Source organism: Rahnella sikkimica (genome assembly GCF_002951615.1).
In the GTDB taxonomy this organism is placed as follows: domain Bacteria; phylum Pseudomonadota; class Gammaproteobacteria; order Enterobacterales; family Enterobacteriaceae; genus Rahnella; species Rahnella sikkimica.
On sequence record NZ_CP019062.1, the window covers coordinates 20,331 to 46,421 of the forward strand.

24 protein-coding genes are annotated in these 26,091 nt (G+C 53.1%); 8 read left to right on the forward strand and 16 right to left on the reverse strand.

The features are described from left to right. Window positions 1–33: 33 nt before the first annotated feature. Window positions 34–993 carry a dicarboxylate transporter/tellurite-resistance protein TehA gene (gene tehA / locus BV494_RS00125; protein ID WP_104921010.1) on the reverse strand — a complete coding sequence of 320 codons (960 nt, stop codon included), beginning with the start codon at window positions 991–993 and terminating at the stop codon, window positions 34–36. A 197-nt stretch (window positions 994–1,190) separates the two neighbouring features. On the opposite strand from tehA, the gene BV494_RS00130 reads away from it, so the two are divergent. Further along, entirely contained in the window at window positions 1,191–1,424 is a 234-nt protein-coding gene (locus BV494_RS00130; RefSeq protein WP_104921011.1) for a putative hemolysin, read from the forward strand. 77 nt (window positions 1,425–1,501) lie between these two features. Here the strand turns inward: BV494_RS00130 and BV494_RS00135 are convergent, their stop codons facing one another. From BV494_RS00135 to BV494_RS00160, 6 genes are all read right to left on the reverse strand, one after another. Beyond that, the gene (locus tag BV494_RS00135; protein WP_439958395.1) at window positions 1,502–2,482 is read right to left on the reverse strand and encodes a fimbrial protein; all 981 of its coding nucleotides are present in this window, start codon (window positions 2,480–2,482) and stop codon (window positions 1,502–1,504) included. A gap of 29 nt (window positions 2,483–2,511) precedes the next feature. Then, window positions 2,512–3,033, reverse strand: a complete 522-nt coding sequence (locus BV494_RS00140; protein ID WP_104921013.1) for a fimbrial protein — start codon at window positions 3,031–3,033, stop codon at window positions 2,512–2,514. Further along, window positions 3,024–5,558 carry a fimbria/pilus outer membrane usher protein gene (locus BV494_RS00145; RefSeq protein WP_104921014.1) on the reverse strand — a complete coding sequence of 845 codons (2,535 nt, stop codon included), beginning with the start codon at window positions 5,556–5,558 and terminating at the stop codon, window positions 3,024–3,026. Before BV494_RS00145 ends, BV494_RS00140 begins: the two co-directional genes overlap by 10 nt. A 44-nt stretch (window positions 5,559–5,602) precedes the next feature. After that, complete coding sequence (locus BV494_RS00150) at window positions 5,603–6,283, reverse strand: fimbrial biogenesis chaperone (protein ID WP_104921015.1); 681 nt, start codon at window positions 6,281–6,283, stop codon at window positions 5,603–5,605. 68 nt (window positions 6,284–6,351) lie between these two features. Next, window positions 6,352–6,927, reverse strand: a complete 576-nt coding sequence (locus BV494_RS00155; RefSeq protein ID WP_104921016.1) for a fimbrial protein — start codon at window positions 6,925–6,927, stop codon at window positions 6,352–6,354. Window positions 6,928–6,980: 53 nt separating this feature from the next. Then, window positions 6,981–7,583 carry a helix-turn-helix transcriptional regulator gene (locus BV494_RS00160; RefSeq protein ID WP_226789997.1) on the reverse strand — a complete coding sequence of 201 codons (603 nt, stop codon included), beginning with the start codon at window positions 7,581–7,583 and terminating at the stop codon, window positions 6,981–6,983. A gap of 1,124 nt (window positions 7,584–8,707) precedes the next feature. On the opposite strand from BV494_RS00160, the gene BV494_RS00165 reads away from it, so the two are divergent. Beyond that, a complete protein-coding gene (locus BV494_RS00165) occupies window positions 8,708–9,634 on the forward strand; it encodes a winged helix-turn-helix domain-containing protein (RefSeq protein WP_104921017.1) in 927 nt (308 codons plus the stop codon). Window positions 9,635–9,693: 59 nt separating this feature from the next. Then, on the forward strand, window positions 9,694–10,113 hold the full coding sequence (locus tag BV494_RS00170) for a YqeJ family protein (RefSeq protein ID WP_104921018.1): 420 nt from the start codon (window positions 9,694–9,696) through the stop codon (window positions 10,111–10,113). An 84-nt stretch (window positions 10,114–10,197) separates the two neighbouring features. On the opposite strand, the gene BV494_RS00175 is transcribed toward BV494_RS00170, so the two are convergent. After that, window positions 10,198–10,632: a DcrB-related protein gene (locus BV494_RS00175; protein WP_104921019.1), complete on the reverse strand. Its 435-nt coding sequence runs from the start codon at window positions 10,630–10,632 to the stop codon at window positions 10,198–10,200. A gap of 541 nt (window positions 10,633–11,173) precedes the next feature. Here BV494_RS00175 and BV494_RS00180 point away from each other — a divergent pair. Beyond that, window positions 11,174–12,115 (forward strand): GlxA family transcriptional regulator, encoded by a 942-nt coding sequence (locus tag BV494_RS00180; protein WP_226789998.1) that lies wholly within the window; start codon window positions 11,174–11,176, stop codon window positions 12,113–12,115. Here BV494_RS00180 and BV494_RS00185 read toward each other — a convergent pair. The 7 genes from BV494_RS00185 to BV494_RS00215 all read right to left on the reverse strand — a co-directional run bounded on the left by BV494_RS00185 (window position 12,112) and on the right by BV494_RS00215 (window position 19,497). After that, window positions 12,112–13,710, reverse strand: coding sequence for a methyl-accepting chemotaxis protein (locus tag BV494_RS00185; RefSeq protein ID WP_104921020.1), 1,599 nt, complete (start codon window positions 13,708–13,710; stop codon window positions 12,112–12,114). The two genes, BV494_RS00180 and BV494_RS00185, sit on opposite strands and share 4 nt — an antisense overlap. A 458-nt stretch (window positions 13,711–14,168) precedes the next feature. After that, window positions 14,169–15,020, reverse strand: coding sequence for a VOC family protein (locus tag BV494_RS00190; RefSeq protein ID WP_104921021.1), 852 nt, complete (start codon window positions 15,018–15,020; stop codon window positions 14,169–14,171). Between the two features lie 52 nt (window positions 15,021–15,072). Continuing rightward, the gene (locus tag BV494_RS00195) at window positions 15,073–15,792 is read right to left on the reverse strand and encodes an ABC transporter ATP-binding protein (RefSeq protein ID WP_104921022.1); all 720 of its coding nucleotides are present in this window, start codon (window positions 15,790–15,792) and stop codon (window positions 15,073–15,075) included. Further along, window positions 15,789–16,568: an ABC transporter ATP-binding protein gene (locus tag BV494_RS00200; protein ID WP_104921023.1), complete on the reverse strand. Its 780-nt coding sequence runs from the start codon at window positions 16,566–16,568 to the stop codon at window positions 15,789–15,791. Before BV494_RS00200 ends, BV494_RS00195 begins: the two co-directional genes overlap by 4 nt. Beyond that, complete coding sequence (locus BV494_RS00205; RefSeq protein ID WP_104921024.1) at window positions 16,565–17,452, reverse strand: branched-chain amino acid ABC transporter permease; 888 nt, start codon at window positions 17,450–17,452, stop codon at window positions 16,565–16,567. The genes BV494_RS00200 and BV494_RS00205 overlap by 4 nt, the downstream gene beginning before the upstream one ends. Continuing rightward, window positions 17,445–18,338, reverse strand: a complete 894-nt coding sequence (locus BV494_RS00210) for a branched-chain amino acid ABC transporter permease (RefSeq protein ID WP_104921025.1) — start codon at window positions 18,336–18,338, stop codon at window positions 17,445–17,447. The genes BV494_RS00205 and BV494_RS00210 overlap by 8 nt, the downstream gene beginning before the upstream one ends. 40 nt (window positions 18,339–18,378) lie before the next feature. Continuing rightward, entirely contained in the window at window positions 18,379–19,497 is a 1,119-nt protein-coding gene (locus BV494_RS00215; RefSeq protein WP_104921026.1) for an ABC transporter substrate-binding protein, read from the reverse strand. A gap of 612 nt (window positions 19,498–20,109) precedes the next feature. Here BV494_RS00215 and BV494_RS00220 point away from each other — a divergent pair. From BV494_RS00220 to BV494_RS00230, 3 genes are read left to right on the forward strand one after another with little or no spacing between them, the layout of a single operon-like run. Beyond that, window positions 20,110–20,823 carry a GntR family transcriptional regulator gene (locus BV494_RS00220; RefSeq protein ID WP_104921027.1) on the forward strand — a complete coding sequence of 238 codons (714 nt, stop codon included), beginning with the start codon at window positions 20,110–20,112 and terminating at the stop codon, window positions 20,821–20,823. Window positions 20,824–20,882: 59 nt separating this feature from the next. Next, on the forward strand, window positions 20,883–22,040 hold the full coding sequence (locus tag BV494_RS00225; RefSeq protein ID WP_104921028.1) for a M20 aminoacylase family protein: 1,158 nt from the start codon (window positions 20,883–20,885) through the stop codon (window positions 22,038–22,040). Window positions 22,041–22,074: 34 nt separating this feature from the next. After that, window positions 22,075–22,884 carry a pyrroline-5-carboxylate reductase family protein gene (locus BV494_RS00230; RefSeq protein WP_104921029.1) on the forward strand — a complete coding sequence of 270 codons (810 nt, stop codon included), beginning with the start codon at window positions 22,075–22,077 and terminating at the stop codon, window positions 22,882–22,884. A 69-nt stretch (window positions 22,885–22,953) separates the two neighbouring features. Here the strand turns inward: BV494_RS00230 and BV494_RS00235 are convergent, their stop codons facing one another. Next, complete coding sequence (locus BV494_RS00235) at window positions 22,954–24,741, reverse strand: methyl-accepting chemotaxis protein (RefSeq protein ID WP_104921030.1); 1,788 nt, start codon at window positions 24,739–24,741, stop codon at window positions 22,954–22,956. Window positions 24,742–25,070: 329 nt separating this feature from the next. On the opposite strand from BV494_RS00235, the gene BV494_RS00240 reads away from it, so the two are divergent. Further along, entirely contained in the window at window positions 25,071–26,051 is a 981-nt protein-coding gene (locus tag BV494_RS00240) for a TIM barrel protein (protein WP_104921031.1), read from the forward strand. Window positions 26,052–26,091: the final 40 nt, after the last annotated feature.

A 26,091-nucleotide genomic window follows, 5' to 3' on the forward strand; every position in this document is an offset into this window, starting at 1 on the left:
TTTTTTTAATGTGTCATGCCTTTGCGGGCTGCCTTATTTCGTCGGCAATAATCTGCCGCTCACCAGCAGCCACAGCGTTTTTACGATAAGTCCGGCCAGCAGCAGATTCGCCAGCGAAAATAAAATCCACGACAACACCTGCATATCGATAACTTGCCGGCTGTGTGCCAGTCGCAGAGAGGCGTTCGCCATCGCCGAAAGGCCGAACGAAAAGGCCCACATCGACGGGCTGAATCCGCCTGCAAAAAACCACCGCACCAGCCGGAGCATGAATAAAAGTTGCAGCAAGCCGTAGCCGAGCAACAGCAGGGCGAACATATCAAAATGATTGCCATTCACGCACAGCCACGCATAACAGGCGACAAAAGCCGGTGCGAGCTGGACACCAATCACGCCACGTGCCGGGCCGGAAAGTTCTGTCTGCGTGCGCAGCCGGTGGATGATCGCCGGTTCCAGCGTCAGCCATGAAATCAGCCCTGCGCCGAGAAACAGCGCGCCGATATCCTGATGTCCGGCCGTGCCAAAAGCCATGGCGCAGATAAAGTTGGCGGCAACCGTGGGCAGATAAAATCCTGGCGTGGTGGCCTCTGCGGCAAATTCGCCGCGCCAGAGCGGGGCGCAGCGCCATGCGGAAAAAATCAGTTGTCCGGCGGCACCGGCGATCATCAGCGTATTTGCCAGCATCAGGTTATACGGATGCAATCCTATCGACACCAGCACGCCGCCTGCGGGCAGCAAACTGATGAAGCTGAACTGGTTGTTATTGAGAAACTCTTCGCGCACGGCTTTCGGTTTGGTCAGACAGCGACCGGCGTAAACCAGCGCCAGCGTCAGCCAGATAAGGCTTCCGGCAAAAATGAGTGTTTCACCCAGCCAGGCGGGCCCCAATCCCAGCGTGGCGGCATAGCGCCAGGCGCTGCCCAGCCCGAATACGCCCAGAACCATCCCGAAAAAGCTGACGGGAACCCGATGAACAAACGGCGACAATGACATAGTGATTAACCGGAAGTGAAACGACCGGCAAAGTTTATACGCAAAAATCGCCCTCAGCGATAAGCCCGATCAATGTTCCGCTGTTAATTAAAACGCAGGCCAAACGAGGCGCATTTTTAGGAAACCATGAGTAGATATCGAAAAGCGTAGGGGAATAAAATCTCCGCGTTGTCTTACTCTTTTCACGAAGGCTCAGAATGAAAAAACTCTTATTCATCGTCATGGTTGCAGCCCTGTCAGGCTGTGTGTATCCACACCACGAACCGCAAAGACATCAGACCGGAATGGCCAATCCGGCGGCGGTGTATTGCCATGAACGAGGCGGCAGATCGGTGAATGTCGAAACGCCGCATGGCATCAGGGCAGATTGCGTGTTCCCTGATGGCCGGTACATCGACGAATGGGAGTTGTACCGCCACGATCACCGCTAGGTCAGTGGCTTTTGTGTCAGAAAGGCTTTCCCCGAAAGAGGAAAGCCTTTTTTATTGGATACGTTGTAAGCGCTTACTTACTGATAGGAGAAGGTAATCCCGGCCAGTGCGTTGGCGGTGCCGGGGACTAAATCCCCCATACGGATATACCGTGCCTGGAAGGGCAGAGACAGCGTCTGCGCCGACGTGGTGGTCTGAATAAAGAACTGATTCAGTGCGCCGGAGGCCGAACTGTCCCTGCCGAGCATGACCGGCGTTCCGTTATACAGAAACTGCACGCCAACCCCGGAAGCGGTTGAATCCGCCGTCAGCGATACCGCAGAAGAGAAATTCGCGGGAGAAGTCTGGTCGCTGATTGTCGCGTTAACCGACACCTGCTGGTCACACGACAGCGAAATGTTAAAGCCGCCCGACGGCGATGTGCTGCCGACCGAAGTCAAAGAGCGCACATCCACCGCGCCGAGATCGACATTGGCGGTTTTTGTCAGCACGGTACAGCCGGTGGCGCTGACCGTGATCGTCGTCGGGTTGATGATGACTTTTGCAGTGACCGTCTCATTATTTTTGACCGTCAGCAGCGCCGCATTCAGGGTGGAGGTGGTGTAAACACCGGTCGCCAGCGTCTGGCTGGTTTTCACAAACGTGACCTTTGCTGACCAGCCTAACTTCGTGGCGTATCCGCTGGTTCCCGTCGCCGGATAGGTCTGCGTCTGCGCACTCTGCAACGGCATATAAGTGGTGCCGTTGTAATCTTTCAGGCCAAGAATAAAGCCCACGCCCTGAACGCCGGTTTCGAAAACGGTGTAGCTGGCACCATCGACGGTCACGGTCATTCCTGTGGAAATCATGCCGCTGCCGGGCTCCATGGTGCCGGTCTGGCAGGTCCACACAAGGCCGCACCAGACCACTTCCTCGACGCTGGCCGTCGCGCTCCACGTCGAGCCGATAATTTTACCCGGCACGACGGAATCCGCCGGGCCGGAGAAGCTCATCGGTTGTGGCGAAAGCGTGATATCAGATCTCCAGTCCGCCGCGCACGCGTCTGCCACAGAGCACATCCCTACAAGAAAAATCAGAAATAAACGCATTATTGGTACTCCATTACCCAGGTTGCTACGGCAGAAACACTGCCGGGATTGACGGCTTCACCGTTTGCCGCCAGACGGGCGAAAAATTTCATCTGCACTGACTCCGCGCCCGCGCTGCCGTAGGCTTCGGTGGATGTCCCGAGCGGGATGGCAACGCTGCGGTTATCCAGCAACTGCACGGCCACGCCGGTTGCACCATTGTCTTCGGTTTTTAAAAGCTCCGGATTGTGAGTATCCGGTGTGCCGGTAAACGAGATTTTGACGCCGGAGAACGTCGGCCCGCAGTCTTCCAGATTGATGGAAAACGGCGTCTTCACGTTGCTGACTGCGCCGCTTTCGCCGAACTGGCGTGTGGCGATGGTGCCCAGTGGCACGGTGATTTCTTTTGAATCCACCGACACCGTGCAGGTATTGCCGTAGAGCGATCCGGTCACTGACACCAGCACATCATAGGCGCTGACCGGCGTGGCAATCAGCCCGCTAATCAGGGCGAACGCGGCTAAACGTAAAATTACTGGCATATCACCTCCTGTGAATAAAGGCCGGTTTGCGCGTTGTAATCGCGCTTGTTCAGCTGATATTTCGCCGTACAGGCTTTGCCATTACCGGTTCCCCAGACGGCTCTGACTGAACCGCTTTCCGGCAAACCGGACAAATACAGACTGCCGTTATCGCCGACAATACTGCTGCTGTCGTTTTTGGCATCCATCAGCGACACCACGGTGCCGAAAGGCAGAACGCCGTTTTTATTGCGGATAACCAACATGGCTTTCAGGCCGACGCGGGTCGGAATGGTCGCCCGAACCAGCGCGCCGTCGGTCGGTGTGGCGTTGATCACCGCGTTATCCAGCTCGACGTTATTGCCCGCCGTCGTCACATCCAGCACCACGCGATTAACGCGGTAAGGCGTGGCGTAAGGGATAACCGCATAGCCGCGGCTGTCGGTTTTAATCCCTTTATGATTTCTGACTTCGACATTTGCCGCGCCGGGCGCTTTCACCAGAATATTGGTGTTGCCCAGCGGCTGGCTTAACGTCAGGCCATCTTCATGCAACACCGCGCCGCCGCTCATGCCGTAGCTGAGATTGCGTGAATTGGCGGAGTAGCTGTAGCCGAGATTGTAATCGCCCCATTGGCCCTGATATTGCAGCGCGGTATCGCCGCCGTATTGCTGCTGTTTGCTGTAACGCTGGTTCACGCTGTAATACAAATTGTCTTTGCCGGGTACGTAACCGCTCAGCCCGACGCTGTGGGTCGCGCCGTTGGAATCAGATTGCGTGGCGCTGTAGCGTGCCCGCGTTGAGAACGACGGATTACCCAGCGGCACCGACAATGACAGCGACACAATGTTGTCTTTCTGATTGTCGTACAGGCTGGTGCTGCGCTGGAAATTCACTCCGACCGAAACATTTTTGAACGTATTGTTCCAGGAAAACTGGACGCCCTGCGTCGATTTCGACGTGTTCCAGTACGTCTGCTGATCCCAGGACAGCGACACGGATCCCAGATTTTCCATCGGCTGAGACAGCAGCAGCTGGTTTTTCGATTTACGGGACATCCGCAGGTCGTACACGTTTTCGTAGCTGGTAGTGATCGTGCCGTCGCTTTCCGTCACCTGCGTGGAGCGCCCGCCGCTCATGCCTTTGTAGGCAGTATCGCTGAGGGTATAAAACCCTTCAGTCGAGAAGCGCCATGAGTAGAAATTCAGGCGGGTGCCGACGTCGTTGATCAGCTTGCTGTAACGCACACGCACGGAGTCGCCGTTGTAACTGTTACCGTCCGCCAGCGTGCTGCGGGCGTGGATCAAGTCCAGCGAGTACGCGCCGAAACTCCCCATGTTCTGCCCGACGCCCAGCGCCACCCCGGTATAATTCTGCGATAACTGCGTGCCGCCGTAGAACGTCAGACCGTATTTCCAGCCCAGAAACATTTCGCCCTGCATAAACGCCGGTGAATCCTGATTGGAGACCGGACGGAATTTCCCGGCACCCAGCGAATATTTAAACTGCCCGGCGCGCACCAGATTCGGCACGCTGGCAAAGGGCACGGAATACTGTGTTTTGCTGCCGTCATTTTCGGTGATCGTCACAGAAAGATCGCCGCCGGAGGCCGTCGGGTACAAATCTTTTAAAACAAACTCACCGGCAGAAACCGACGTCTGATAAATAATATTGCCGTTCTGACGCACCGTGACCGTCGCGTTGCTGCGTGCAATCCCGCGGATGTCCGGCGCGTAGCCGCTCAGGCTGGCGGGCAGCATGTTGTCGTCGGTGCTGAGCGCCACACCGCGCAGGCCGACGGAATCAAAAATCTGCGCCGACGTATACGTTTCACCCGCATAAAACTGCGCGCGCAGGGCAGGCAGATCGCGTTGCAGCCAGGTCTGAACGTGCGTCAGTTCGTTGTTTTCTTTGGTCCAGGTGGTGAAGTCACGCAGACGCCACGCCCCCAGATTCACGCCGCTGTTCAGGCTGGCAAACAGCTGCTCGCGGTCGGCGCTGCTTTCGCCCTGATACTGGTTATTCGCACCGTTGATGACGTAATTAAACCAGGCCGACGTAATCCCCGATTCCCAGCTTTGCGGGCTGACGTAGCCACGCGGTAAATTCAGCATGAAACGTTGCGGAACCGAGATATTGACGGTCAGCGTTTTCTGGTCGAAATCAATCTGCGTGCCCGGAAAATAATGATTCAAAAAAACACATTTTTGGGTCAGCGGCATTGTGCCGCCCTGAGCCTGTGCCGTATCAATGCCCATCGCGGCCATTTGTTCCGGCGTTACGCACGGCGCTGGCTCGGAGTTCGCATTCTCTTTATCGACAGTAAACGTAATATTGCCGGTGAACGCATAATTGTTATTTACGTAAACATTAATATTGTATTCACCCGGAGGTAATTCTCCTCCTGCATTTACCCAGGAAAGATCGGCAATATTAGATCCTTCACCATTAAGAAATGCCGGATTAAATTGCAAATCGTTTTCTGCGCGTGCAGCACTTCCCATCAGGTTTAAAGAAACCAGGGCACAAACGATTTTAACCTTCACGATATGACGCCTTAATTTATATGCTATGCGGCTTCTGCTGCGGATTACTTCACTAACGGATACGTCATCGCCGGTGTCCAGGCCCCGAAATCGTTAATCGTCTGGTAGCTGAACTCGCGGGAGCTGGCGAACGATTCTTCCAGCGTGACGCTGCCTTTCGGCGGGATCATCACCGGTTTCACGGCTTTACCGTCCACTTTTAAATTCACCGTGGTCAGATAATAAGGCGTCGGATTATTGAGCTGGATTTTTCCCTGACGGAATTCCCCCCGGACGCGTTTCCAGGCGTCATTCACATTTTCATTCAGCCCTTCAGGGCGATAAAACACTTTAATCCGGTTAGCGGAAGCGAACTGCAAGGTATTTCCGGAGGCCTGCTTTGCATCCTGCGGAATGGCTTTTACGGTTAACCAGTACAGTGTCTCGCGATCTCCCGGAAGGTTTTTTCCGTTAAATATCACTTTCACCACGCTTTCCGTTGAGGCTTTTAAAACATATAACGGCGGCGTGATAACAAAATCATTGGTCCGGTTGCCGGATTCATTTTCTACCCACGACTGAATAAGAAACGGCGAATCCTTGCTGGTATTTCTGACATCCATTGAGGATTGTGTGGCGGTGGCGGAATACACCATGCGCGTTGCGCCTAAACCTACACCTCCGGCATAAACGGCTGATGTGGTTAACGACGCGGCCAGTACGACATAAGAAGCTAACTTGTGCATAGCAATTCCCTTTTGCGGTGAATCAGGTCCGGCCATCCGGCCGGACCGCGTTAATGAAAGACTAAAGATTACAGATAGGTCAGGGTGTAAGTGGCGACTGCGCTGGCATCACCGGCGGTCGCCGTCCCTTTTGGCGAATAGTATTTCGCGCTGAAGTTCAGGGTGTTTTCGCCGTTACGCAGGGCCGTTGCGCTGGAGGCTTCGCCCAGGTTTACCACGGTGCCTTTTTCGTCATAAAGACGGATGGCCACGTTTTGCGCCGTACCGGTGCCGCCGTTAGAACCCGCCGCCAGGCTTGAGCTGTCGTTGGCGTCAGCGGTACCGGTGAAGGTCACGGCTGCGGTGGTGGAAACGGTGCTGTCGCAATCTTCCAGCACGATAGAGAAGCTCTTTGAAGTGCTGGCTACGCTGCCCGCAGTGGCCAGAGAGGCAGTACGCACCTGACCCATATCGACATCAATGTTGGCGCTGTTGCTGCCCAGCGCACAGGCGGCGGTCACGACGCTGCCGTTGAAGTTCACGGTGCCCCCGTCGACGACAACCGGAACCGGAGTTTCATCGACTGCCATGGCCTGACCGGCGAAAACCAGCGTGGCGGCCATCAGTGATTTAGCGATTAATGAATGAGTAACGTGTGATTTCATCTTTAAATTTCCATTTTTAAGTATTGCTAAGTGTTGCTCTTAATACGGCAGAATTAACTGGTTAGAAAAATCAGCAGATCTGTCTTATTCCTGAGCCCGAGTTTTCTTGTCGCCGAGCTTTTTAATGCACTAACCCGGCGATAAGAGAGTTTTTCCGTTGCCGCAATGCGGCGTAAGTCATGACCATTTCTTAATTCTTTCAATACTTTCCACTCTATGGGCGTCAGGGATAACGCAGCAGGTTTTGATTTTGGCCGGTAACGTGAATCCACCAATTTCATAATGTTTGCATGCCAGTTATACATGGGCTCTTTCAGTGAAATAAAAGCATCAACATCTCCGCGTACCCATAACAATGAGCTGGTATGCACTGAGTACATGCAAATAATCATATGCGGATGATTAAGTTTGATTTTTTTAATAAACTTTAACGTGTCGAAGCCCGCGTTACATTTTTCAGGTTCCGAGAGAAATACGAGGTCTATTCGTGTTTTTTCTAAAACCATATCAAGAACTTGATAATCACGAACAGAGGCTTTTATCCTTAATTTAGAACCCATGATTTGCAATAAAGAGGCTATTCCCTTCCGGGCGTAGTGGTCATCTCCCATTAATGCAATATCCGTGATTCCCCCGGGTTCAAATATGCTATCCATAATATCCCCTCGATTGGTAATGCTAATGTAATATCTTTTAATAAACGATCAACAACATGATTAATCCGGCTGAAAATAGGATTTATTCGCTTATGATAGGCGATTTTTCGGAGTGATCCTCTGAATAAATCTCACCTTATGTTAATTTTCAGATGCTCTGACCCGCTGAAAAATGTGAGCCTGCAACAAAAAGCGTCATTCTTCGTAAAAATAGGTCGGAGTTATCCGTGGAAATATCTTAACCATAAAGGTTGCGTACTCATTTTTACTATTAAGGAGTAGCTCATGTTCATACAGGTTGGCGATGTGCGAGATCCTCCTTCTTATAATGCTCTCTTCCTTTCCGGTATGAGAATAATCATACAGAACAATCTTAAGTGTACTGTGCAGTTTATTAATGATTTGTAAAAACCAGAAAGCGGTTTGTCAGGGTATTTGCCTGATCACTGACAGAAACTCACCGTTGGCGAGAAAATTCTTACTTTTTAGCCCGCAATCAATAAACGTTATTACGCGCATTTAAGGTGCTGAGGCCGCATGCTGACTGGGTTCTTTGATTTCTGAAAAACATTAAGGGCATAACGGGGCGGACATCCGTGTCTGCTGTATTCAATGGCGTCCAATGTCAGGGTTTGTAAATGTCAAGGTGCGGGTTTTCGTGAATTTCGTCGAAAGTATAAATGCGAAAGATCGTGATTTTTGTTATCTCTTTCTGAACGTAAGTAATAATAATGCGGGGTTTTTTAATAGCCGGATCATAAAAGCACAGGAGCCTGTAAAGGTTAACTTCATAAAAAATCACACCTTATGAAAAGTTCTGTGCGACAGAATGCGGCAATATAAACCTGCCTTTAATGAGGAAGACGTAAGGAAATGTATTTATCCCTCTGTATCAGGTTAAGGACTGGCGAAAATGTGTGTCATAAAAAATGAGATAAATCGCCAGTGACGCCGATATACATTATTTAGTTTATACGTCACATTACGACTGAGTGAGTTCTTCTCATTTCTGCTTATCCGGCTTAAGGGTTAATTAAGGGACAGGGCGTTTATCCGCCGGCTATTCACCCAGGGAGTACTCATGGAGTACCCACAGCGCATTCACGGAGTTTTTATCTACACGTATGCATAATCATTACATTATTAACGGGGTTGTTGAATTTCACCCTGCCACCAGTACGTTGCGTGATCTTAACGACCCTGATCATGTTGTCGTATTAAATTCACCGGCGGGACGTTGTTTACTGTTGCTGATTGAAAGAACCGGGAGCATTGTTACCCAGCACGAATTCCTGGATATCGTTTGGGCAGCGCGCGGAATGCGTGTGTCCTCCAATACCTTCTATCAAAACATTTCTATTCTGCGTAAAGGATTAAAAAAAATCGGCCTGACCGACGATCCGGTCGTTACCATCCCGCGCATCGGCTTAACGCTGGCCAGCGGCACGCACATCAGAAAACTGACCACGGAACAGCAGGTGGAAGTCAGCCATGATAATGCGCACTTTATCGATGAACATTCCCTGACGCATGAGTTGAAAACCCTTCAGCAACAAGAAGGCGTGCATGAAGCCGTTGTACAGGAAGACGATATTCCGCAGCCTGCGCGACCGGTGGAGAAACCGGCCGCTGCGTTGCCCGATCCGCCCGCTGAACCGGCTGAGGTCGCGGCAACAGAATCCAAACCGGTCAGGCGGTGCTCGCGCCGTCAGTGGATGATCGGCGGCGTCAGCGCGTTGGTTGCGGTGATATTGCTGGGCGCAGGCATTCTGGCTTTGCGCAGCAACGACGACGGCCAGTTCTTTTCGCACTATCACTTTCTGAAAACCACGCAGGGTTGCCATATTTTTCTGTCGGACGGCATCATTTCGCCGGAAGCCCGCGCGAATGCGCTCGCGCGCAGCAAACAGATTGCCGACGGTTGCAATAGTTATCCCTGGGTTTACATCAGCCATTTACCGTTACTGCCGAGAACGTCGGTTATCCGATGTGATAAACCGATGACTGAACCGAATACCTGCATTTCTGATTATTTCTTTGAGGATAAATAAATGAAGTTCACCCGTAAGGCCAAGATCCTGTTCCCTGTGGCGGGGCAGGGGTTGTCGCGGTGCTTATTTATTCTTTCTGGCACAGCAGCACGCTGGATAATTTTTCCTGCGCCGCCAGTTTGTCTCAGCGTTATACTCATGACAACGTGGATGTTTCCCTGAGTTATACCGTTCGCGGCACATCCGGGCTTATCAGTATTAACGGACGTTCACAGGCTAATCCGGAAAAAGTCTTCAACCGTAAAATATCCTTCACGATGCAAAAAGAAGGCGATGTCTATTTTATGACGTCAAAGAGTAACCTTAAATTTCCGGATGATAATGTGGATGATGCCTGGCTGGGTATCCATGAACCGGATTTTTTTGTGTATCCGGATAAAAGTATTTATATGCGTATTGTTCAGCAGAAAAATAACAGCTACCTGTTTATGATAGATACTATTCCTATCTATGTGTGTAAGAGTATCGAAGAAGATTAAGAGCGGGGATCAAAAATGAGTTATGCAAGATTACCCGTACCTTTTATTGAGCGGCAGAGGTTACTGGGTCTCGTTTATTGAATTTTAAGCATCTGTTGATACTACGAAGTGCGTTACGCAATGACGTAGTCGTGAAATTTCTTTTCTCATGCTTTCTTTATCAGGATATACAGAAGTGAAATTAATGATTTCGTTGCCATTGAGACAAGACGCAAATGTGACCTGCCACACTTTCTGCCCTGTACCGGTGATAAAGGTAAATATGATCTGAATGGTATCGGCAAACATATCGCCTTCATTCAGTTCGTCCATTTTAACAAAGCTAAACTGATTAAAATCCTTTTGTGCAGCGTCGAGCTGCACCGACAGTTGTTGTGCAAAAGTCCGTCCCGCCGGAAGCCGCTCATGACTGATGGTAATTTGCTGCCCCTGACGGAAAGAGACGATATTAATCGACTGTGTTCGGATTTCTTCTTTAAAATCAAGAGTGCCTTCCAGGCAAATTAAGCGATTATTCATAATTTCTCCTGATGGATGACGAGGGGGCTTGGGCGTTTATCCCGCCTCAGAACCCGGTTGTATTGCGTTTACCCGCCGCATGAAGCCTGCTTTTGGCCGTTCCGTTGCGGTACAGAAGACGTTCAGAACGTGCATTTGAATCTCAAAACAAACATCAGAAAGTGATGCACTAAGCACTAATGGCTCATTTGCCGGGTCATAATAGGATTTCAGTGTAACGTCATGTTAGTGAAGAAAACTCAGGAAATGTGAAGTGCAGGTCTGCACTTGTATGATTAACGTTAAATCTCTGGTTTGAAACGGGAAGGTTTTGGGGTTAAGACAACGTGAGGGTTTATACCGTTGAGGGTGTGTTGAGATAATGGGTTATTAATTAGCCGTTATAATTCCCCTCTACAAATAAAAGGGAACGTTAATGAAAAAGCCTGTCGCTATTTCTTCCGTATCCGCATATGAATCCGGCGTATCAGGTCATGCTGTTTCTTCTCTTGCGGACCAAAGTATTCCGCCTTTGAGGGGGGAATTACACATTGGATTAATATTGTGGCCGGAATTTCCGCTGCTGGCGTTATCAGGCATGATGGATGCCATGCGTTATGCCGCGCATTCCGGAAATAAAATGCACTGTCTGCTGAGTATTATCAGCACCAAACCGGAGATGCCGGTGATCAGTAATACCGGTATCAGCGTGAAACCCGGCAGGGCGCATCATTCCCCTGAAAAGTATGATTATCTGGTCATTATTGGCGGAACGTTGAAATGTTTGCCGCGCGGTCATGCGGACGATCTTAATTACATCACTCAGGCGCATCAGGCCAATGTGCCGGTCGTCGGAATTGGCACCGGCAGTTTTATTTTAGCGAAAAAAGGTTTACTGAATGGCCGTCGTGCGTCGGTGCATCCTTTTCACAGTGAAGAATTTCGCAAAAGGTTTCCCGGCGTTTGCGCGGAAGAAGGGTTTGATTTTATCGATGAGGGGAGCGTGCTGACCTGTCCGGGCGGTATTTCGACCCTCACGCTGGCGACTGAACTGATCCGTCAGCACGCGGGTGAAGAAACAGCGGCAAAAACCAGCCACCGTTTATCGCTGGGTTATGATGAATTTCGTACCGCCGCCGTTTCGCGACCGGCGAATCTTTCCCTGATTACTGACCCGCGTCTGCGGCAGGCCGTCATGCTGATTGAACAATATCTGGCGCGGCCGCTGAGCACGGCGTGGCTTGCGCACCAGGTTAATCTCAGCGCCCGGCAGCTCAACCGTTTGTTTACGGCCGAACTGGGGCAAAGCCCGAGAGATTTTATCCGCAGTGCAAAACTGCGTTACGCGCGCTGGTTGCTGAACAATACGCAGGAAACTATCACCGATATCGGCCTGCGTATGGGGTTCAGTGACTGCGCCCATTTCATTCGTCATTTTCAGAATGAATACGGTTGTACCCCCGGTTTCTGGCGCGGGCAAAACGAGCTTCTGAATATTCCTTAACTGACCGCGACTTTCTCAAACCCGGTCAGCGGTGCTGAACGGCTCTCCATTTTCGTCATCTGCCCGCCGTATACGTCGATGGCGCTTTTCAGCCGGGTGGCCTGATAGTTCAGCGTTTCAGCCGATTCTGAGGATTGCGCGACCATCTCGGCGTTGTTTTGCGTCATGGTTTCAATCTGTGCCAGTGACGTATTAATCAGTGAAAGCGCCGATGTTTGTTCGTGAGTAGCATGGCTGATCTCTTTAATCAGGCCGGACATTTGCACCACTTCACTGATGATTTCGCTGATCTGTTTACCGGCGCTTTCTACCATGTGCCCGCCGGTCTCAACGCTGTGCATATTGGCCTCGATCAGCGTTTTGATTTCTTTGGCGGCGGTCGCCGAACGCTGTGCCAGCACGCGCACTTCGGCGGCGACCACCGCAAAACCGCGACCTTCGGTTCCGGCACGGGCGGCTTCGACGGCCGCATTGAGCGCCAGAATGTTGGTCTGGAAGGCAATGCCGTCGATGACGGAAATAATGTCCACGACTTTGTTACTGGCCTGCGAAATAGACTGCATCATGCCGATGGTTTCCTGCATGATTTCGCCACCTTTCTTCGCCACGGAAGCGGCGCTGTCCGCCAGTTTGCTGGCCTGAATGACGGTGTCGGCACTTTGCCCGACGGCACCGGAGATTTCTTCAATCGCGGCGGCGGTCTGCTGAAGATTGGCCGCCGTTTCTTCGGTACGTGCGCTGAGTGCGGTGCTGTTTTTCGACATCAGGTTGCTGATATTTGTAATGCCGCCAACCTGCGTGCCGACATCTTCCACCAGCGAATGCAGGTTCAGGCCAAACTGATTAACCGAGCGCATCAGTAAACCAATTTCATCGACGCGGTTAAAATGCACGGAATCCGCTTTTTTCCCGGACACCACCTGCTGTGCCTGCGTCAGAATTGTTTTTATCGGATTGCGAATTTGTGTTTGCAGAAAGAGATCGGCCAGCAGTAAAAGGATAATCGTGGAAATAGCCATCCATGTCTGGCTAACCCCCGTCAGCGAAAATAACAACGGGAAAAGACCGGCGATAAATAACGGCAAGCGTAAACGCCAGCTCACCGGCAATTTTTGTAATACCGAAAAGAGTGAAAATAAACCGGTTCTGACCACCAGGCCTTTATAAAATTTCCGGGTTCCGGCGTTTTTATCTTTGACTAACTTGTACAGTGCTTCCGCCGCTTTAATTTCCTGCTCATCGGGTTTATTGCGCACGGAAATATAACCTGTCAGTTTATCCTGATGATGAACCGGCGTGACGTTGGCGCGTACCCAATAGTGGTCACCGTTTTTACGGCGGTTCTTCACCAGCCCGGTCCAGCTGTCGCCCTGTTGCAGGGTAAACCACATGTCGGCAAAGGCTTCCACCGGCATGTCCGGGTGGCGGACGATATTGTGGGGTTTGAAGATCAACTCGTCTTCGGAGAATCCGCTGACATTAATAAACGCGGAGTTGGCATAAATAATCCGGCTGTTGATATCCGTGGTGGACATTAAGGTAGTATCAGGATCTAACCCATATTCCCGTTGTGTCACTGGCATGTTTACGCGCATAGAAGAACCTCTGGAACGCTTAAAATTATTATAACTGTCGTTATTATGTTGTTACGGCGGTGTGTATTTTTTATTTCCAGATTATTGTATGCGTATTCCATGACTCAATGACTATGCCGGTATTTTTTGTTACTCACCAGAAATATTTAAATTACAAAACATCGAAGTGCAGTGGGAAATAAGAATAAACGTTAATTTTATTGTTGAATTAATATAAATGTAATTTTTATGTGGAAGGAAGGTTTTAATATTGATAGAGATAAAAATCTGCATTAAGGCAAATTTCAGACGGGGCAGCATGGCAATATAACTTAGCGATTCTGAATAACCATTGCGCGCAATAAAAGTACGATTTCAGGGACGTTTTTCATTCAAGCACAACTGAATGTTGCGGAAAAACCTGGGCAAATTCTGAAAATGCAGAAAAGGGCGCAGAGCGTAAACCCTGCGCCTTGAAATTATTCCCGAAAACGTAACGCCACATTCCCGGCATGAACCGGCGAAACAATAAGTGCGTTGTTGATGTCGCTGAAACAGACGTCACCTTTTTCCAGACACGCCCGCGTCCGCGACAGCGAAGACACTGTGAATTCCAGCGCGCACATGCGCGGTTCCCCGTTGTAATCATCGGGCAGGGTGAAACCATCGCGCTGTAACTGAGTCGGGTTCAGAATCCTCAGCGCAGTTTTGCCACCCTGCAGATAATATCCCTCGCCGGTTTGCTGCAGGGCATATTCCGGCCCGAACAACTGCGAATACACCTGCGCGGCGCTTTCCGGGGCGTTTGCCACAATCACAAAACCGCTCAGATCCTGCACGCCATTCGGATGCTGCTGCCATTCGGGTTGCCAGACGGCATCGGGCGTCAGGTGCTGGCAGAAAAAGCTGAACCCGTTGGGAATGCGCTGGCTGTTAATCCGCGTGATACGAAAACGCGCTTCCATCGCACGTCCGTCTGGCAGCGTCACCGGACGGAAAAATGCCGTCGGCGGTTCGCCGTCGAGCCGACGGTTTTGCAAATGCTGATAAGTGGCGTCCGCATCCTGTGTTTTCCAGACCAGCCCGGCCAGCCCTGACGGCGGTTGCCACAGGCCTTTCGGTGCCGCCGTTTTACCGGAAACCTCCGGCTCGTAGCCCAGCAGTTCCAGATAGTTTTCACCAAAAATGGCCAGATGATTGCTCGATCCCATCGAATGATGTCCGCGTTCGGACAACTGAAATCCCATGCGGACAAACAGCGCCTGCGCGTCATCCAGATGGTCATCGACGTTGATCACCGCATGATCAACCACGGGGATTAACTCAGACATAACGCGCCCTCCCGGCTGTAAATCGTAAGAAATAAAAGAATGAAGACATGGCTTAAACCGTGCGGCCTCCGAAATAAAGTTCGCTCATGCGCGGATCGTCGAGCAAATCGCGGGCATTGCCGGTCAGCGCCACCTTGCCGAGCGCCAGAATATAAGCGCGGTCGGAGAGTTGCAGGGCTTCCATCGCATTTTGCTCCACCATCAGAATGGTGACTTTCTCCAGCTGACGGATGGTCTGAATGGCGCTGAACACTTCGTCGAGCATTTTGGGTGACAGCCCCGCGGACGGTTCATCGAGCAACAAAATTGCCGGTTCGGGCATCAGCGCCCGGGTCAGTGCCAGGATCTGGCGTTCACCGCCGGACAACGCCGAGGCCGGTGCCTGCCACTTTTTGCGCAGCAGCGGATACAACTCACAAAGCTGTTCCATGCGCCGCTTGCGTTTGGCGGGGGGCAGAAACTGCCCGCCGGTTTGCAGGTTTTCCGCGACGCTCAGGTTGTTAAACACGTTATCGAGTTGTGGAACGAAACCCAGTGAGCACTCGCGTACTTTCCGGTGAATCGGAATGCCGCCCGTCTCTTCGCCATTCAGGCGAACCTCGCCCCGGCGCGGCGTCAGAAACCCGGCGATACATTTGAGCAGCGTCGATTTGCCGCAGCCGTTCGGCCCGAGCAGCGTGACGATCTCGGCCTGCGACACCGTCAGGGAAATGCCCTGTAAAATATCGACGCCCGGCGTATAACCGGCCACGACGTCATTGAGTCTGATCATACGGCCTCCTTCAGGGCGCGGCTTCCGCGGCCAAGATATGCATCGACGACGTCCTGATTTTTCGACAACTCATCCGGGTGACAACTGGCGACAATGTGCCCGCGATCTAACACGATGCAGCGTTCGCACAGCGATTTTATAAAATGCATATCATGCTCGATGATAATCAGCGAAATGCCCGTGCGGCTCAGGGTTTTCAGCGTTTCGGCCAGTTCCTGCCGCAGGTTGGGATGCACGCCCGCCATCGGTTCGTCGAGCATCAGAATGGCCGGATCACCCATCAGCGCGCAGGCAATGCCGAGCAATTTCTTCTGCCCGCCGGAGAGTGCCGCCGCCGGTAAATCCCGCACTTTGGTGAGCAATAAAGTCTCGAGCAATCCGCTGGCTTTCTGATGATCTTCTTTTTCCGCCTGCCGCCCGGAAGGCAGCGACAGCAGACCGTCCCACAGCCCGTGATGGCGGGTGCCAGCGGTCATCACCACTTCCATTACGGTCATTTTTGCGGGCATCGCCGGAAGCTGAAACGTCCGCGCAATACCGGCGCTGATAATCTTGTGCGGCGGCATTTTATCGATGCGTTTGTCGCCGACGGTCACGGTGCCGCTGTCCACGGCGGTAAAGCCGGAAATGGCGTTCAGCAGCGTACTTTTTCCCGAACCGTTCGGCCCGAGCAGCCCCAGAATCTCGCCTTTTTGCAGGTCGAAAGTGACGGATTTCAGTACCTGATTTCCGCCAAACGCTTTGCTTATCCCGTTCACGCTCAGTAAATGTGTCATGGCAGGATCCTCAGTTTTTCCGGCAGAATACCGCCCGGCCTGAGCAGTAAGCCTGTCAGCATCACCAGCCCGACCAGCCCCAGTCGCAACGCGCCGGTCAGGTCCGAGCTCATGTGCAGCCAGTCTTTGGCGAACGGAATAAAGTTGTACAACCCTTCCACCACCAGCACACCGGCCAGCACGCCGCGCACGTTACCGATACCGCCGATCATCACCATGCTCCAGATGAGGAAGGTTTCGGAGGAAAGCAGATAATCCGGGCTGACATAGTTGGTGTACCAGGCCAGCAACATCCCGGCGACTGCGCACATTACCGCACTGCACATCAGCGCCCGGCATTTCAGCCACAGCAGCGAATAGCCCATGCACATCGCCAGTTGCGGCTGTTCGCGCATCAGACGCAGTGCCCGCCCGAACCGGCTGCGGCCTAAACGCAGGGAAATCAACGTACACGCGGCGATACACAGCACGATAATCAGTGTGAAAATGCCGACGTCATGCGCCCCGGATCCGGTGGACCACGGCGCGGTAATGTTGCCGATCCCCTGACCGCCGCCGGTCAGCGACTCTTCATTGATCACCGCAATGCGGATGATTTCCGCCAGTGCCAGCGTGGCAATGCCCCAGTAATCGGCGGAAAGCTGACGCCCGAGCAGCGCCATCGCGGCGGCTACGCCCGTCGAAAGCAAAATGCCCGCCGGGATCACCAGCCATAAAGACAGTGAAAACTGACTGCCGATCCCGATGGCATACGCGCCAATACCGACAAACGCGATATGGCCGAAATTGAGCAAACCGGCGTAGCCCGCCTGAAGATTTAACGCCAGCGCAATCATCGCGTAGATCCCGGCAATGCAGAAAATATGGAGCAGGAACTCAGACACGGCGCACCTCCCGGTTGAACAGACCATACGGGCGCAACAGCAACGCCAGCAGTAAAATCACAAACGACGCGGCGTTGATCCAGGTGGTCGGCATGAACACGCCTTCCGTACCATAAAACACGCCCCAGTCGATATTGGTGACCAGCGTTTCGGTGACGGCAATCAGCAGCGCGCCAAAAATCGCGCCCATCGGATTGCCCAGCCCGCCGAGAATGGCGGCGGCCAGCACCGGCAGCATCAGATCGTTGCCCTGGTTGATGTACGCGCTGCTGTTTATGGCGATCAGTGAACCGCCGGTGGCGGCGATCATCCCGGCAACCATATTGACGGTATGAATGATGGCGTTAGCGTTCAGGCCGGAAGCGGCCGCCAGTTCACGGTTGCTGGCCAGCGCACGCACGGATCGCCCTTGTGGCGTGAAAAACAGCAGGACGCTGAAAATCGCAATAATGGCGACGGTTGCGCCGAGGCTCATCAGTTCGTCGGTGGAAACCCGCGTGTCGCCCCATTGCCAGATATCACCCACCGGCAGGTTATAGCTGACGGGCGCCGATCCTTCGACGCCGAGCATCAGCGCAATCATCACCATCGACACGGCGAGAGAGCCAATCATGGCATTCGCCGGGCCTGCGCTGACCAGCCGCTGAAACACCCAGTGATGTAAAAGCACCGCGAAAATGCCGCACGAAAGGGCAGAGAACAGCACCGCCAGCGAAAAAGGCATGCCCATTTTCATCCCGCTGGCGGTCAGGAAAGCCCCGACCATGGCGTACTGAACGTGCGCAATATTGGCAAACCGCACCATACCGTAGACCAGACTCAGCCCGAGGGCGACCAGAGACAAATCAGCGGTCCGGATTAACGTATCAACAATAAACTGAAACATGATGCTTTCCTGAACAAAGGGGCAGAAGGAAACGGTCGCGTTATCGCGCCACCGGTTCGCCGTTGAGCGCTTTCACTTTCAGGTACGGTTGGGTCTGACGCTGATTGTCGGCGTCCAGATTCAGGGTGCCGGTGATGCCGGTAAACTGCGGTGCGACGGTTTTCATGGCGTCCACTAACGCCGCCGGGCTGGCGCTGTGCGCCTTGCCGATGGCCGCTGCCGCCAGCATCACGCTGTCATAGGCATAGCTGCCGTAAACGGAGCGCGGTTTCTCGTGGAAACGCTGCTGATAATGCTCGCTGTAGCTTTGCCCGCCGGTTTTCTGCGCCATGCCGGAGACTTCCATACCGATTTGGCCGTTGGTGAATTGCGCCGGAGAATCCGCAATCGCCATCGTCAGATACATGCCGTACCACGGTGTTTTGCCCAGACCGAGCGCGGAGGATTCGCGGTTTAGCACAATCGCGTCCTGGCCGTAGCTGGTATAGACGTAAGCATCGGGTTTGGAACGTGAAATCTGTTCCAGCTCGCGGCGGTATGACGGCTGGCCGCTGGTGTACAGCACTTTGGCGACCACTTTTCCGCCGAGTTTTTCAAACGCCTGTGTAAACTGCTGCGCCATTCCCTGACCGTACGCCCCGTCCGGCGCGATAAAAGCCACCTTGTGATAGCCGAGTTTCCAGACGTCATCGGCAGAAAAACGCGCCGAAAGATCATCGAGGCCGATCACGCTGTAAGACGTTTTACCGATTTTGCGCACATCCGCGCTGGTGCCGGAAATGTTGATGTGAACCAGATTGTTCTTCACCAGATACTGGCCGATGGGAATGGTCACGCTGGAAGAGAAATCGCCAATTACCAGCGGCACGTTATCCACCTGCGTTAATTTTCTGACCGCATTCAGCCCGGTCACCGGGCTGCCCGCCGAGTCTTCCACCACCACATCCAGTTTTTGCCCGGCGACGCCGCCTTTGGCATTGAGGTCTTCCACGGCGAGTTCCATGCCGCGACGCTGATCTTCACCAATGCTGGCGCTGGTGCCGGTTAACGGCAAAATCGCGCCAAGCTTAATATCCGCAAATGCGGGATGAACAGCGCCCAGCAACGTCACGCTGGTCAGCGCAGACAAAACAACAGTACGGCGAAAGCGAGTTTTCATTATGGTTCTCCGGCTTTTTGATAAGCCCACAGAAGCAGTTGGAGTCGGACCGGCAGCCTTTTGCCCTGATCGGGCGAAGCGGTTGTCGTGTGATTTCCCTGGGTGACGCAAAGCAATGCACTCAGAAGTGAATAAACAAGTGCATACACTTATGTTCAAAGGCAAGTTCTGTGCCATGTGAACAATTTTGCAGTGCCATCTGGCAGGAAAATGAGCACGGGGAGATCAAATAACGATGAAAAACAGAGGGAACGTGCGCGGTAAAAAATTAAAAAGTAAATCAGATAAGGTCATTATTTTTGCCGTTCGCTAAACCGCGGTTCTAAACGGAATGTATATATTCACTTTTTTGGAGCAATAACCGCACTGCAACAGTGCAATCCTTTTTTTAATTCGGAAATAACAAAGGGCTAAATATTCTATAGTGAATAAGCTTATGATAAATAGTGATTTGTAGAAGTGAGTGCAAAAGTGTATGCAATCTTGTGTTGAGCCGACTTTATTGCTGTGCTATCAATTAAATCCACATCGATGTCTTTAATTTCTGCTTCAGTTTTAAAATTGACGTAAACAAAAATTAAAAGAAAAAAATTAAGCAGAGCCGGAGGTTCAGTGATTGTTCCCAAAAAAAAGTCCCGCAGCGCAGACAGCGTCGAGAAGGTTTACGAAAAAGTAAAACTGCTGGCGATTGATTACCACTTCCGCCCCGGCGAACGGGTCAACGAAGTCGAGCTGGCGGGCCAGCTTGGCGTCTCCAGAACGCCGGTACGTGAGGCGCTGAACCGCCTTTCCAAAGACGGTTTCATGAGTTTCGTGCCGAACCGCGGATTTTATGCCCGCGATATCACGCCGGAAGGCGTACGCGAGCTGTATGAAGTGCGCATGGTGATTGAACAGGCGACGTTCCGCTTTGCCTGCCAGCGCGCCACTGATGAAGAAATCGCTGCAACCGCCGCTATCTGGGAAAATGTCAGCGAGACACAACCCGACGCCAGCGAAATCACCGACTGGTCGGAAATCGCCAAAGCCGACGAACACTTCCACATGGAAATCGCCCGCATCTCGCGCAATGCCCGGCTGTACGAAATGCTCGACAGCCTGAATTCGCTGATCCGCTTTTTCCGCCGTATCGATCTGGAAACGCCCGGCCGTCGGATCAACGCCTATGAAGAACACGTCGGGATCATTGCTGCGCTGCGCCATCGCGATATTGAAAAGGGCGCACAACTGATTGAACGCCATGTTTCACTGAGTTCTGAAAACGCAGTGGAAGTGACAAAAGAAGGTCTGGCACGCATTTACTTCGGAAAAAAACAGGCGTTGTAACGCCGCTTCAGGACATTATAAAAACCCTGCACATCAATACAGATCACCACAGAGGATCTATGGCTGTCATTTCTCAACACATTATCGATCAGGCAAAGCAGCTGCGCCGTGAATTCCACACCCGGCCAGAACTGGGCCTGAATGAACATCATACTGCCCAAAAAATCAGTGAACTGCTGCGGTCTTTCGGTCTTGAAGTCCACACCGGAATCGCCGGAACCGGCATTGTCGCCACCCTGCGCAACGGCGAAGGGCCGTCGATTGGCCTGCGCGCGGATATCGATGCGCTGCCGATCCAGGAACTCAACAGTTTTGAACACGTCTCGCAAAACCCCGGCCTGATGCACGCCTGCGGCCACGACGGTCACTCGGCCATTTTGCTCGGTGCGGCACGTCATCTGAGCGAAAACCGCCAGTTTCGCGGCACGGTACATTTCATTTTCCAGCCTGCGGAAGAAAACGCCGGGGGCGGCCAGATGATGGTTAACGAAGGATTGTTTGAACGCTTCCCGATGCAGGAAGTGTACGCGCTGCATAACTGGCCCGGCCTGCCGGTTGGCGAAGTCGCAGTCAGTCAGGGGCCGATGATGGCGTCGCAGGACAATTTCTACATCACGCTCACCGGCAAAGGCTGCCATGCGGCAATGCCCGAACTGGGCGCTGATCCGGTCGTGGCTGGTGCACAACTGATTTTATCGCTGCAAAGCCTGATTTCACGCCGCCTGTCGCCGCTGGAACAAACGGTGATCAGCCTGACGCAGGTGCAGGCGGGCGAGGCGATCAACGTGATCCCGGAAACGCTGCACATGTCCGGCACGTTGCGCTGCCAGAGTAATGAAACGCGCATTTCCTGCTGGCGGCTGATTGAAGAATACGTCAAAGCCGTGCCGCTGCCGTTTGGCGTCAGAGGCGAAGTTCGCTGGGAATTCGGTTATCCGGTGACGAAAAACCATCCGGCGCAGGCAGAAATTGTGCGTGAAGCCGCTGAACATTCACCGGGCGTCACGAAAGTACATTTCAACAATCCGCCGTCGATGGCGGCAGAAGATTTTGCGTATTTGCTCGAGCGATGTCCCGGCGCTTACTTCTGGCTGGGTGCCGACGGCGCAGAGCCTTCCGCTTCGCTGCACAACGCACATTTCGATTTTAATGATGATCTGATCCCGCTGGGCATCGGCATTTGGTCGACGCTGGTGGAAAGATCGTTGAAGGAATAATTCTCTCACTCTTTTCACCTTTACGGAGTCAACCATGAGCCAGATTCATTTTGTCGGAGCCGGTCAGATGGCCGAAGCGATTATCCGCGCGGCCCAGAAACGCGGTGCTGTTTCCGCCAGCCAGATTACCCTTGCGGATATCGACGACGGGCGTATTGCCACGCTGCGTGACCGGTATCAGCTGACGTCGGCGCTTAACGACAGCGAAGCGCTGGCGGCGGCGGATTACATCGTGATTGGCGTCCGCCCGCAGGATGATATCGACGGCGTTGCGCGGCACATTTGCCAGTATGCATCGCCACAGGCCACGGTGATTTCGATCATTGCCGGTGTCACGCTCGAACGGCTGGGTGCGCAGTTTGGTACGACGCGCCCGATTGTCCGCACCATTCCGAATACCCTGACGGACACCGGTTTTGGCTACAGCGGCGTGGTGTTTAACGCGCACGTTAAGCCGGAACCGCTGATGCCGTTTCTGGAAAGTTTCGGCAAGGTGATGCTGCTCGAAGAACGGCTGATCGACATATTCACCGGCTTTGCCGTCGCCGGGGTGAATTACGTGTATTACTTTATCGAATCGCTCACCGACGCAGGCGTGCTGAGCGGGTTGTCGCGTCCGCAGGCCAGCAAAGTGGTGTGGGAAAATCTTATTGGTGGCGTGGAAATGCTGAAAACCAGCGGGCTGCATCCGCGCCAGCTGATGGACATCAACAACTCACCGGCCGGTGTCGGCATTAACGGATTATACGAGCTGAATAACAGCGATTTCGCCGCCGGATTACAGCGCAGCGTGATGACCGCCGTCAGAAGAACCACCGAGCTTTCCGGCAGCAAACCGGCGTAAACCTGCCTTATTGCCCCTGTAAAAAAGGCCGGACACTTTCGCGTCCGGCCCTGATCAAAACGATTTCACTTACACGCGGAAATGCCCGACGGCGAGCGCCAGACCGGTGGCCTGTTCCTGCAAGGCAGACGCCGCGCCGGTGGATTCCTGAACCATCGCCGCATTCTGCTGCACCATGCCATCAAGCTGGGTAATCGCCTTGTTGATTTCATGAATACTCAGCATCTGTTCTTCGGACGCGTGGGTGATTTCCATCATCACGCTGCTGACATTCGACACGTTGCTGACGATTTCACTCATGCTGTCGCTGGCGAGACGCACCTGCGCGGAACCGGACGCCACGCTGGTGACCGTCGATTCAATCAGCACTTTGATCTCTTTTGCCGCCTGGGCGCTGCGCTGCGCCAGACTGCGCACTTCGCTGGCGACCACGGCAAATCCGCGCCCCTGTTCACCGGCACGCGCGGCTTCAACCGCAGCGTTCAGTGCCAGAATGTTGGTCTGGAACGCAATGCCGTCGATAACGCCGGTGATATCCCCGATTTTTGACGACGCGCTTTCAATACTTTCCATCGTCGTAATGACTTTCGTCACCACTTCGTCACCGCGTGTGGCGGCTTCTGAGGCGGATCTCGCCGTCGCGCTGGCCTGTTTGGCGGAGCTGGCGGACTGAGACACCGTGGCGGTGATCTGCTCCAGCGACGCGGCGGTTTGTTGCAGACTGGCAGCAGCGGATTCGGTGCGCCCCGACAAATCGTTATTCCCGGCGGCAATTTCATCGGCGGCAATTTTGACGGATTCGCTGGTGGTGCGGATTTCGGACATCACCTTGCTGAGCTTATCGACAAACGTATTGAACGCACGGGCGATTTGCGTCACCTCGTCATGGCCGTCGGTCGGTAAGCGTTGGGTCAGATCGTCTTCGCCGGAGCTGATGGCGTTGAGCGTATCGCGCACCACTGAAAGACGGTGGAACGATTTGGTGATGATCAGGCCAATCACGGCAGCAGAAATCAGCACGATCACAAACAGCGTAATCACCGAAGAGGTCAGCAGCGAACGCATCCCCGCCGTGGATTCGCTCTTGTCCTGCAACACCAGCGTGTACCATTCGGTGCCCGCGACCGGCAGCGCACGGACGCGTTTAGTGACGCCACTGAGCTGAATATCCACCGGCGTTTTCGCCGCGAATAAATCCTGCAAATTCACGCCTTCCGCCAGCGAACTGAACGGTTTCAGGGCCAGCTTATCGTCCGGGTGCGCAATGATCACACCGGATTTATCCACCAGCATCCCGAAACTGCCGGGCGTCGGATGGATGGTATTGACGTTATTCACCACGCTGTCCATCGAGACATCACCGGCGACAATGGCTTTCAGCGTGCCACCGTCCATAACGGGTACGGCGAATGTGACCACTAACTTACCAGTGCCCGAATCGACATACGGCGGCGTGGCAACCGGATGCCCGGCTTCTGCTGCCTGCTTGTACCACGGACGGCCCGTCGGATCGTAATCGGACGGCACGCCGGTCGGATCGGCGAATTTCGCGGTTTTATTCGCATAACCGACGTAAACGTTAGTAAATCCGCCCGCAGCGGAAATTTGCTTGAGCACCGGAACCGGATCTTCCGTTAACGCAACCTGCTGAAGTGAAGCAATCATCCCTGTTTTTGCACTGACCCAATCGCTGATCCCTTGCGTGTGGCTGGAGGTCAGGGCGTTGAGCGTGGTGTCTGTCGCCTGACTGTTGTATTTATCTGCAACGGTGTAACTGAGGAAGGTATTGATCACCAGCGAGCACACCACAATGGCGATGCAGGCGGTAATAATGCGCGAACGAATTGTCTTTAGCATGGGCGTTTCCCTGGAAGGAATCTTAAGATTTAAATAACGGCAGAAAACCGGAAAACTTGAGGTTGGTCACAGAAAAACGGAGGTTTATAGCGGTGAAACAGTGCCCTTTTTTATTTTTGCGTGAAATTTATCGTCTTCCATCCCCAACTCGCTATTCCCTGTTATTCCCGCCAGGCTTTACCGAAATTTCGTGAAACGCCTCTCAAATCTGATCACAAAACCCGCAGGGGATCTTGCGGGTTTTTTCGTCCGGTGATAGTAATGCACTACTTTACAAAATAACGTGAAGCAGGAAAGTACATTACGAATCAGTTTACAAAGGACACCCCATGTCAGAACTTAAATTTGCCACACGTCTGAACTCGTTTGCCTCGGGGGCTTATCTTTACTGGCCGGAACTGAAAGGCAAACCTTCAGTACTGCAAATGATCGAACGTGCAGCTACGGTTAAAGGATTGACACATCTTGACCTGAATTATCCCCAGCACATGACTGACGACGTCAAAACCATGCGTCAGAAAATCGAAGAAGTCGGGCTGGCGGTCAACGGGATGCAAATGCGCTGGGATGCTCCGGAATTTAAAATCGGCGCATTTACCAACCCGGACCCCAAAATTCGTCGTCAGGCGATTGAGTTAACCAAACGCGGCATCGACGCCGGGCGCGAATTCGGTGCCAGCATCATGACGCTGTGGATGGGGCAGGACGGTTTCGATTATTGCTTCCAGGCTGACTACAAAAAAATGTGGGAAGACGCGGTCAGCGCGGTGCGCGAAGTGGCGGAATATGCGCCGGACATCGACGTCAGCATTGAATACAAACCCAACGAACCGCGCGCTTACAGCATCTTCCCGAATGCCACCACCTGTCTGCTGGCGGTGGAAGAAGCCGGTTGCAAGAATTTAGGTATCACGCTGGATTTCGCGCATGTGCTGTTTGCCAATGAAGTCCCGGCGTTTGCCGCGGCGATGGTCGCACGCCGTTCACGCCTGCTCGGGCTGGATCTCAACGACGGCTGGGGCAAACGTGACGACGGCCTGATGGTCGGCTCCGTGAATCCACGCGCCACGCTGGAATTCCTGCTGCAAATGAAGCGTGACGGCTATAAAGGTGCGTATTACTTCGATACGTTCCCGGACGCCAGCGGTCTGGATCCGGTTCGCGAAGCCGAAACCAATATCGCGACCGTGATCCGTTTACTGAAACTGTGTGAAAAGCTCGAAAACAACCCGGCGCTGAATGAAGCCATCAGCAGGCAGGATGCCGTCGCCTCTCAGCAAATCGTCAATGACGTGATGCTGGCGCAATAAAAGCGACCGCCACAGCGCGAGTCGCTGTGATAACCATAAA

Coding starts and splice junctions, on each gene's coding strand:
- tehA (WP_104921010.1), bottom strand. CDS start 993: ATGTCATTGTCGCCGTTTGTTCATCGGGTTCCCGTCAGCTTTTTCGGG.
- BV494_RS00130 (WP_104921011.1), top strand. CDS start 1,191: ATGAAAAAACTCTTATTCATCGTCATGGTTGCAGCCCTGTCAGGCTGT.
- BV494_RS00135 (WP_439958395.1), bottom strand. CDS start 2,482: ATGTGCTCTGTGGCAGACGCGTGCGCGGCGGACTGGAGATCTGATATC.
- BV494_RS00140 (WP_104921013.1), bottom strand. CDS start 3,033: ATGCCAGTAATTTTACGTTTAGCCGCGTTCGCCCTGATTAGCGGGCTG.
- BV494_RS00150 (WP_104921015.1), bottom strand. CDS start 6,283: ATGCACAAGTTAGCTTCTTATGTCGTACTGGCCGCGTCGTTAACCACA.
- BV494_RS00155 (WP_104921016.1), bottom strand. CDS start 6,927: ATGAAATCACACGTTACTCATTCATTAATCGCTAAATCACTGATGGCC.
- BV494_RS00160 (WP_226789997.1), bottom strand. CDS start 7,583: ATGGATAGCATATTTGAACCCGGGGGAATCACGGATATTGCATTAATG.
- BV494_RS00165 (WP_104921017.1), top strand. CDS start 8,708: ATGCATAATCATTACATTATTAACGGGGTTGTTGAATTTCACCCTGCC.
- BV494_RS00175 (WP_104921019.1), bottom strand. CDS start 10,632: ATGAATAATCGCTTAATTTGCCTGGAAGGCACTCTTGATTTTAAAGAA.
- BV494_RS00185 (WP_104921020.1), bottom strand. CDS start 13,710: ATGCGCGTAAACATGCCAGTGACACAACGGGAATATGGGTTAGATCCT.
- BV494_RS00190 (WP_104921021.1), bottom strand. CDS start 15,020: ATGTCTGAGTTAATCCCCGTGGTTGATCATGCGGTGATCAACGTCGAT.
- BV494_RS00195 (WP_104921022.1), bottom strand. CDS start 15,792: ATGATCAGACTCAATGACGTCGTGGCCGGTTATACGCCGGGCGTCGAT.
- BV494_RS00200 (WP_104921023.1), bottom strand. CDS start 16,568: ATGACACATTTACTGAGCGTGAACGGGATAAGCAAAGCGTTTGGCGGA.
- BV494_RS00210 (WP_104921025.1), bottom strand. CDS start 18,338: ATGTTTCAGTTTATTGTTGATACGTTAATCCGGACCGCTGATTTGTCT.
- BV494_RS00215 (WP_104921026.1), bottom strand. CDS start 19,497: ATGAAAACTCGCTTTCGCCGTACTGTTGTTTTGTCTGCGCTGACCAGC.
- BV494_RS00225 (WP_104921028.1), top strand. CDS start 20,883: ATGGCTGTCATTTCTCAACACATTATCGATCAGGCAAAGCAGCTGCGC.
- BV494_RS00230 (WP_104921029.1), top strand. CDS start 22,075: ATGAGCCAGATTCATTTTGTCGGAGCCGGTCAGATGGCCGAAGCGATT.
- BV494_RS00235 (WP_104921030.1), bottom strand. CDS start 24,741: ATGCTAAAGACAATTCGTTCGCGCATTATTACCGCCTGCATCGCCATT.
- BV494_RS00240 (WP_104921031.1), top strand. CDS start 25,071: ATGTCAGAACTTAAATTTGCCACACGTCTGAACTCGTTTGCCTCGGGG.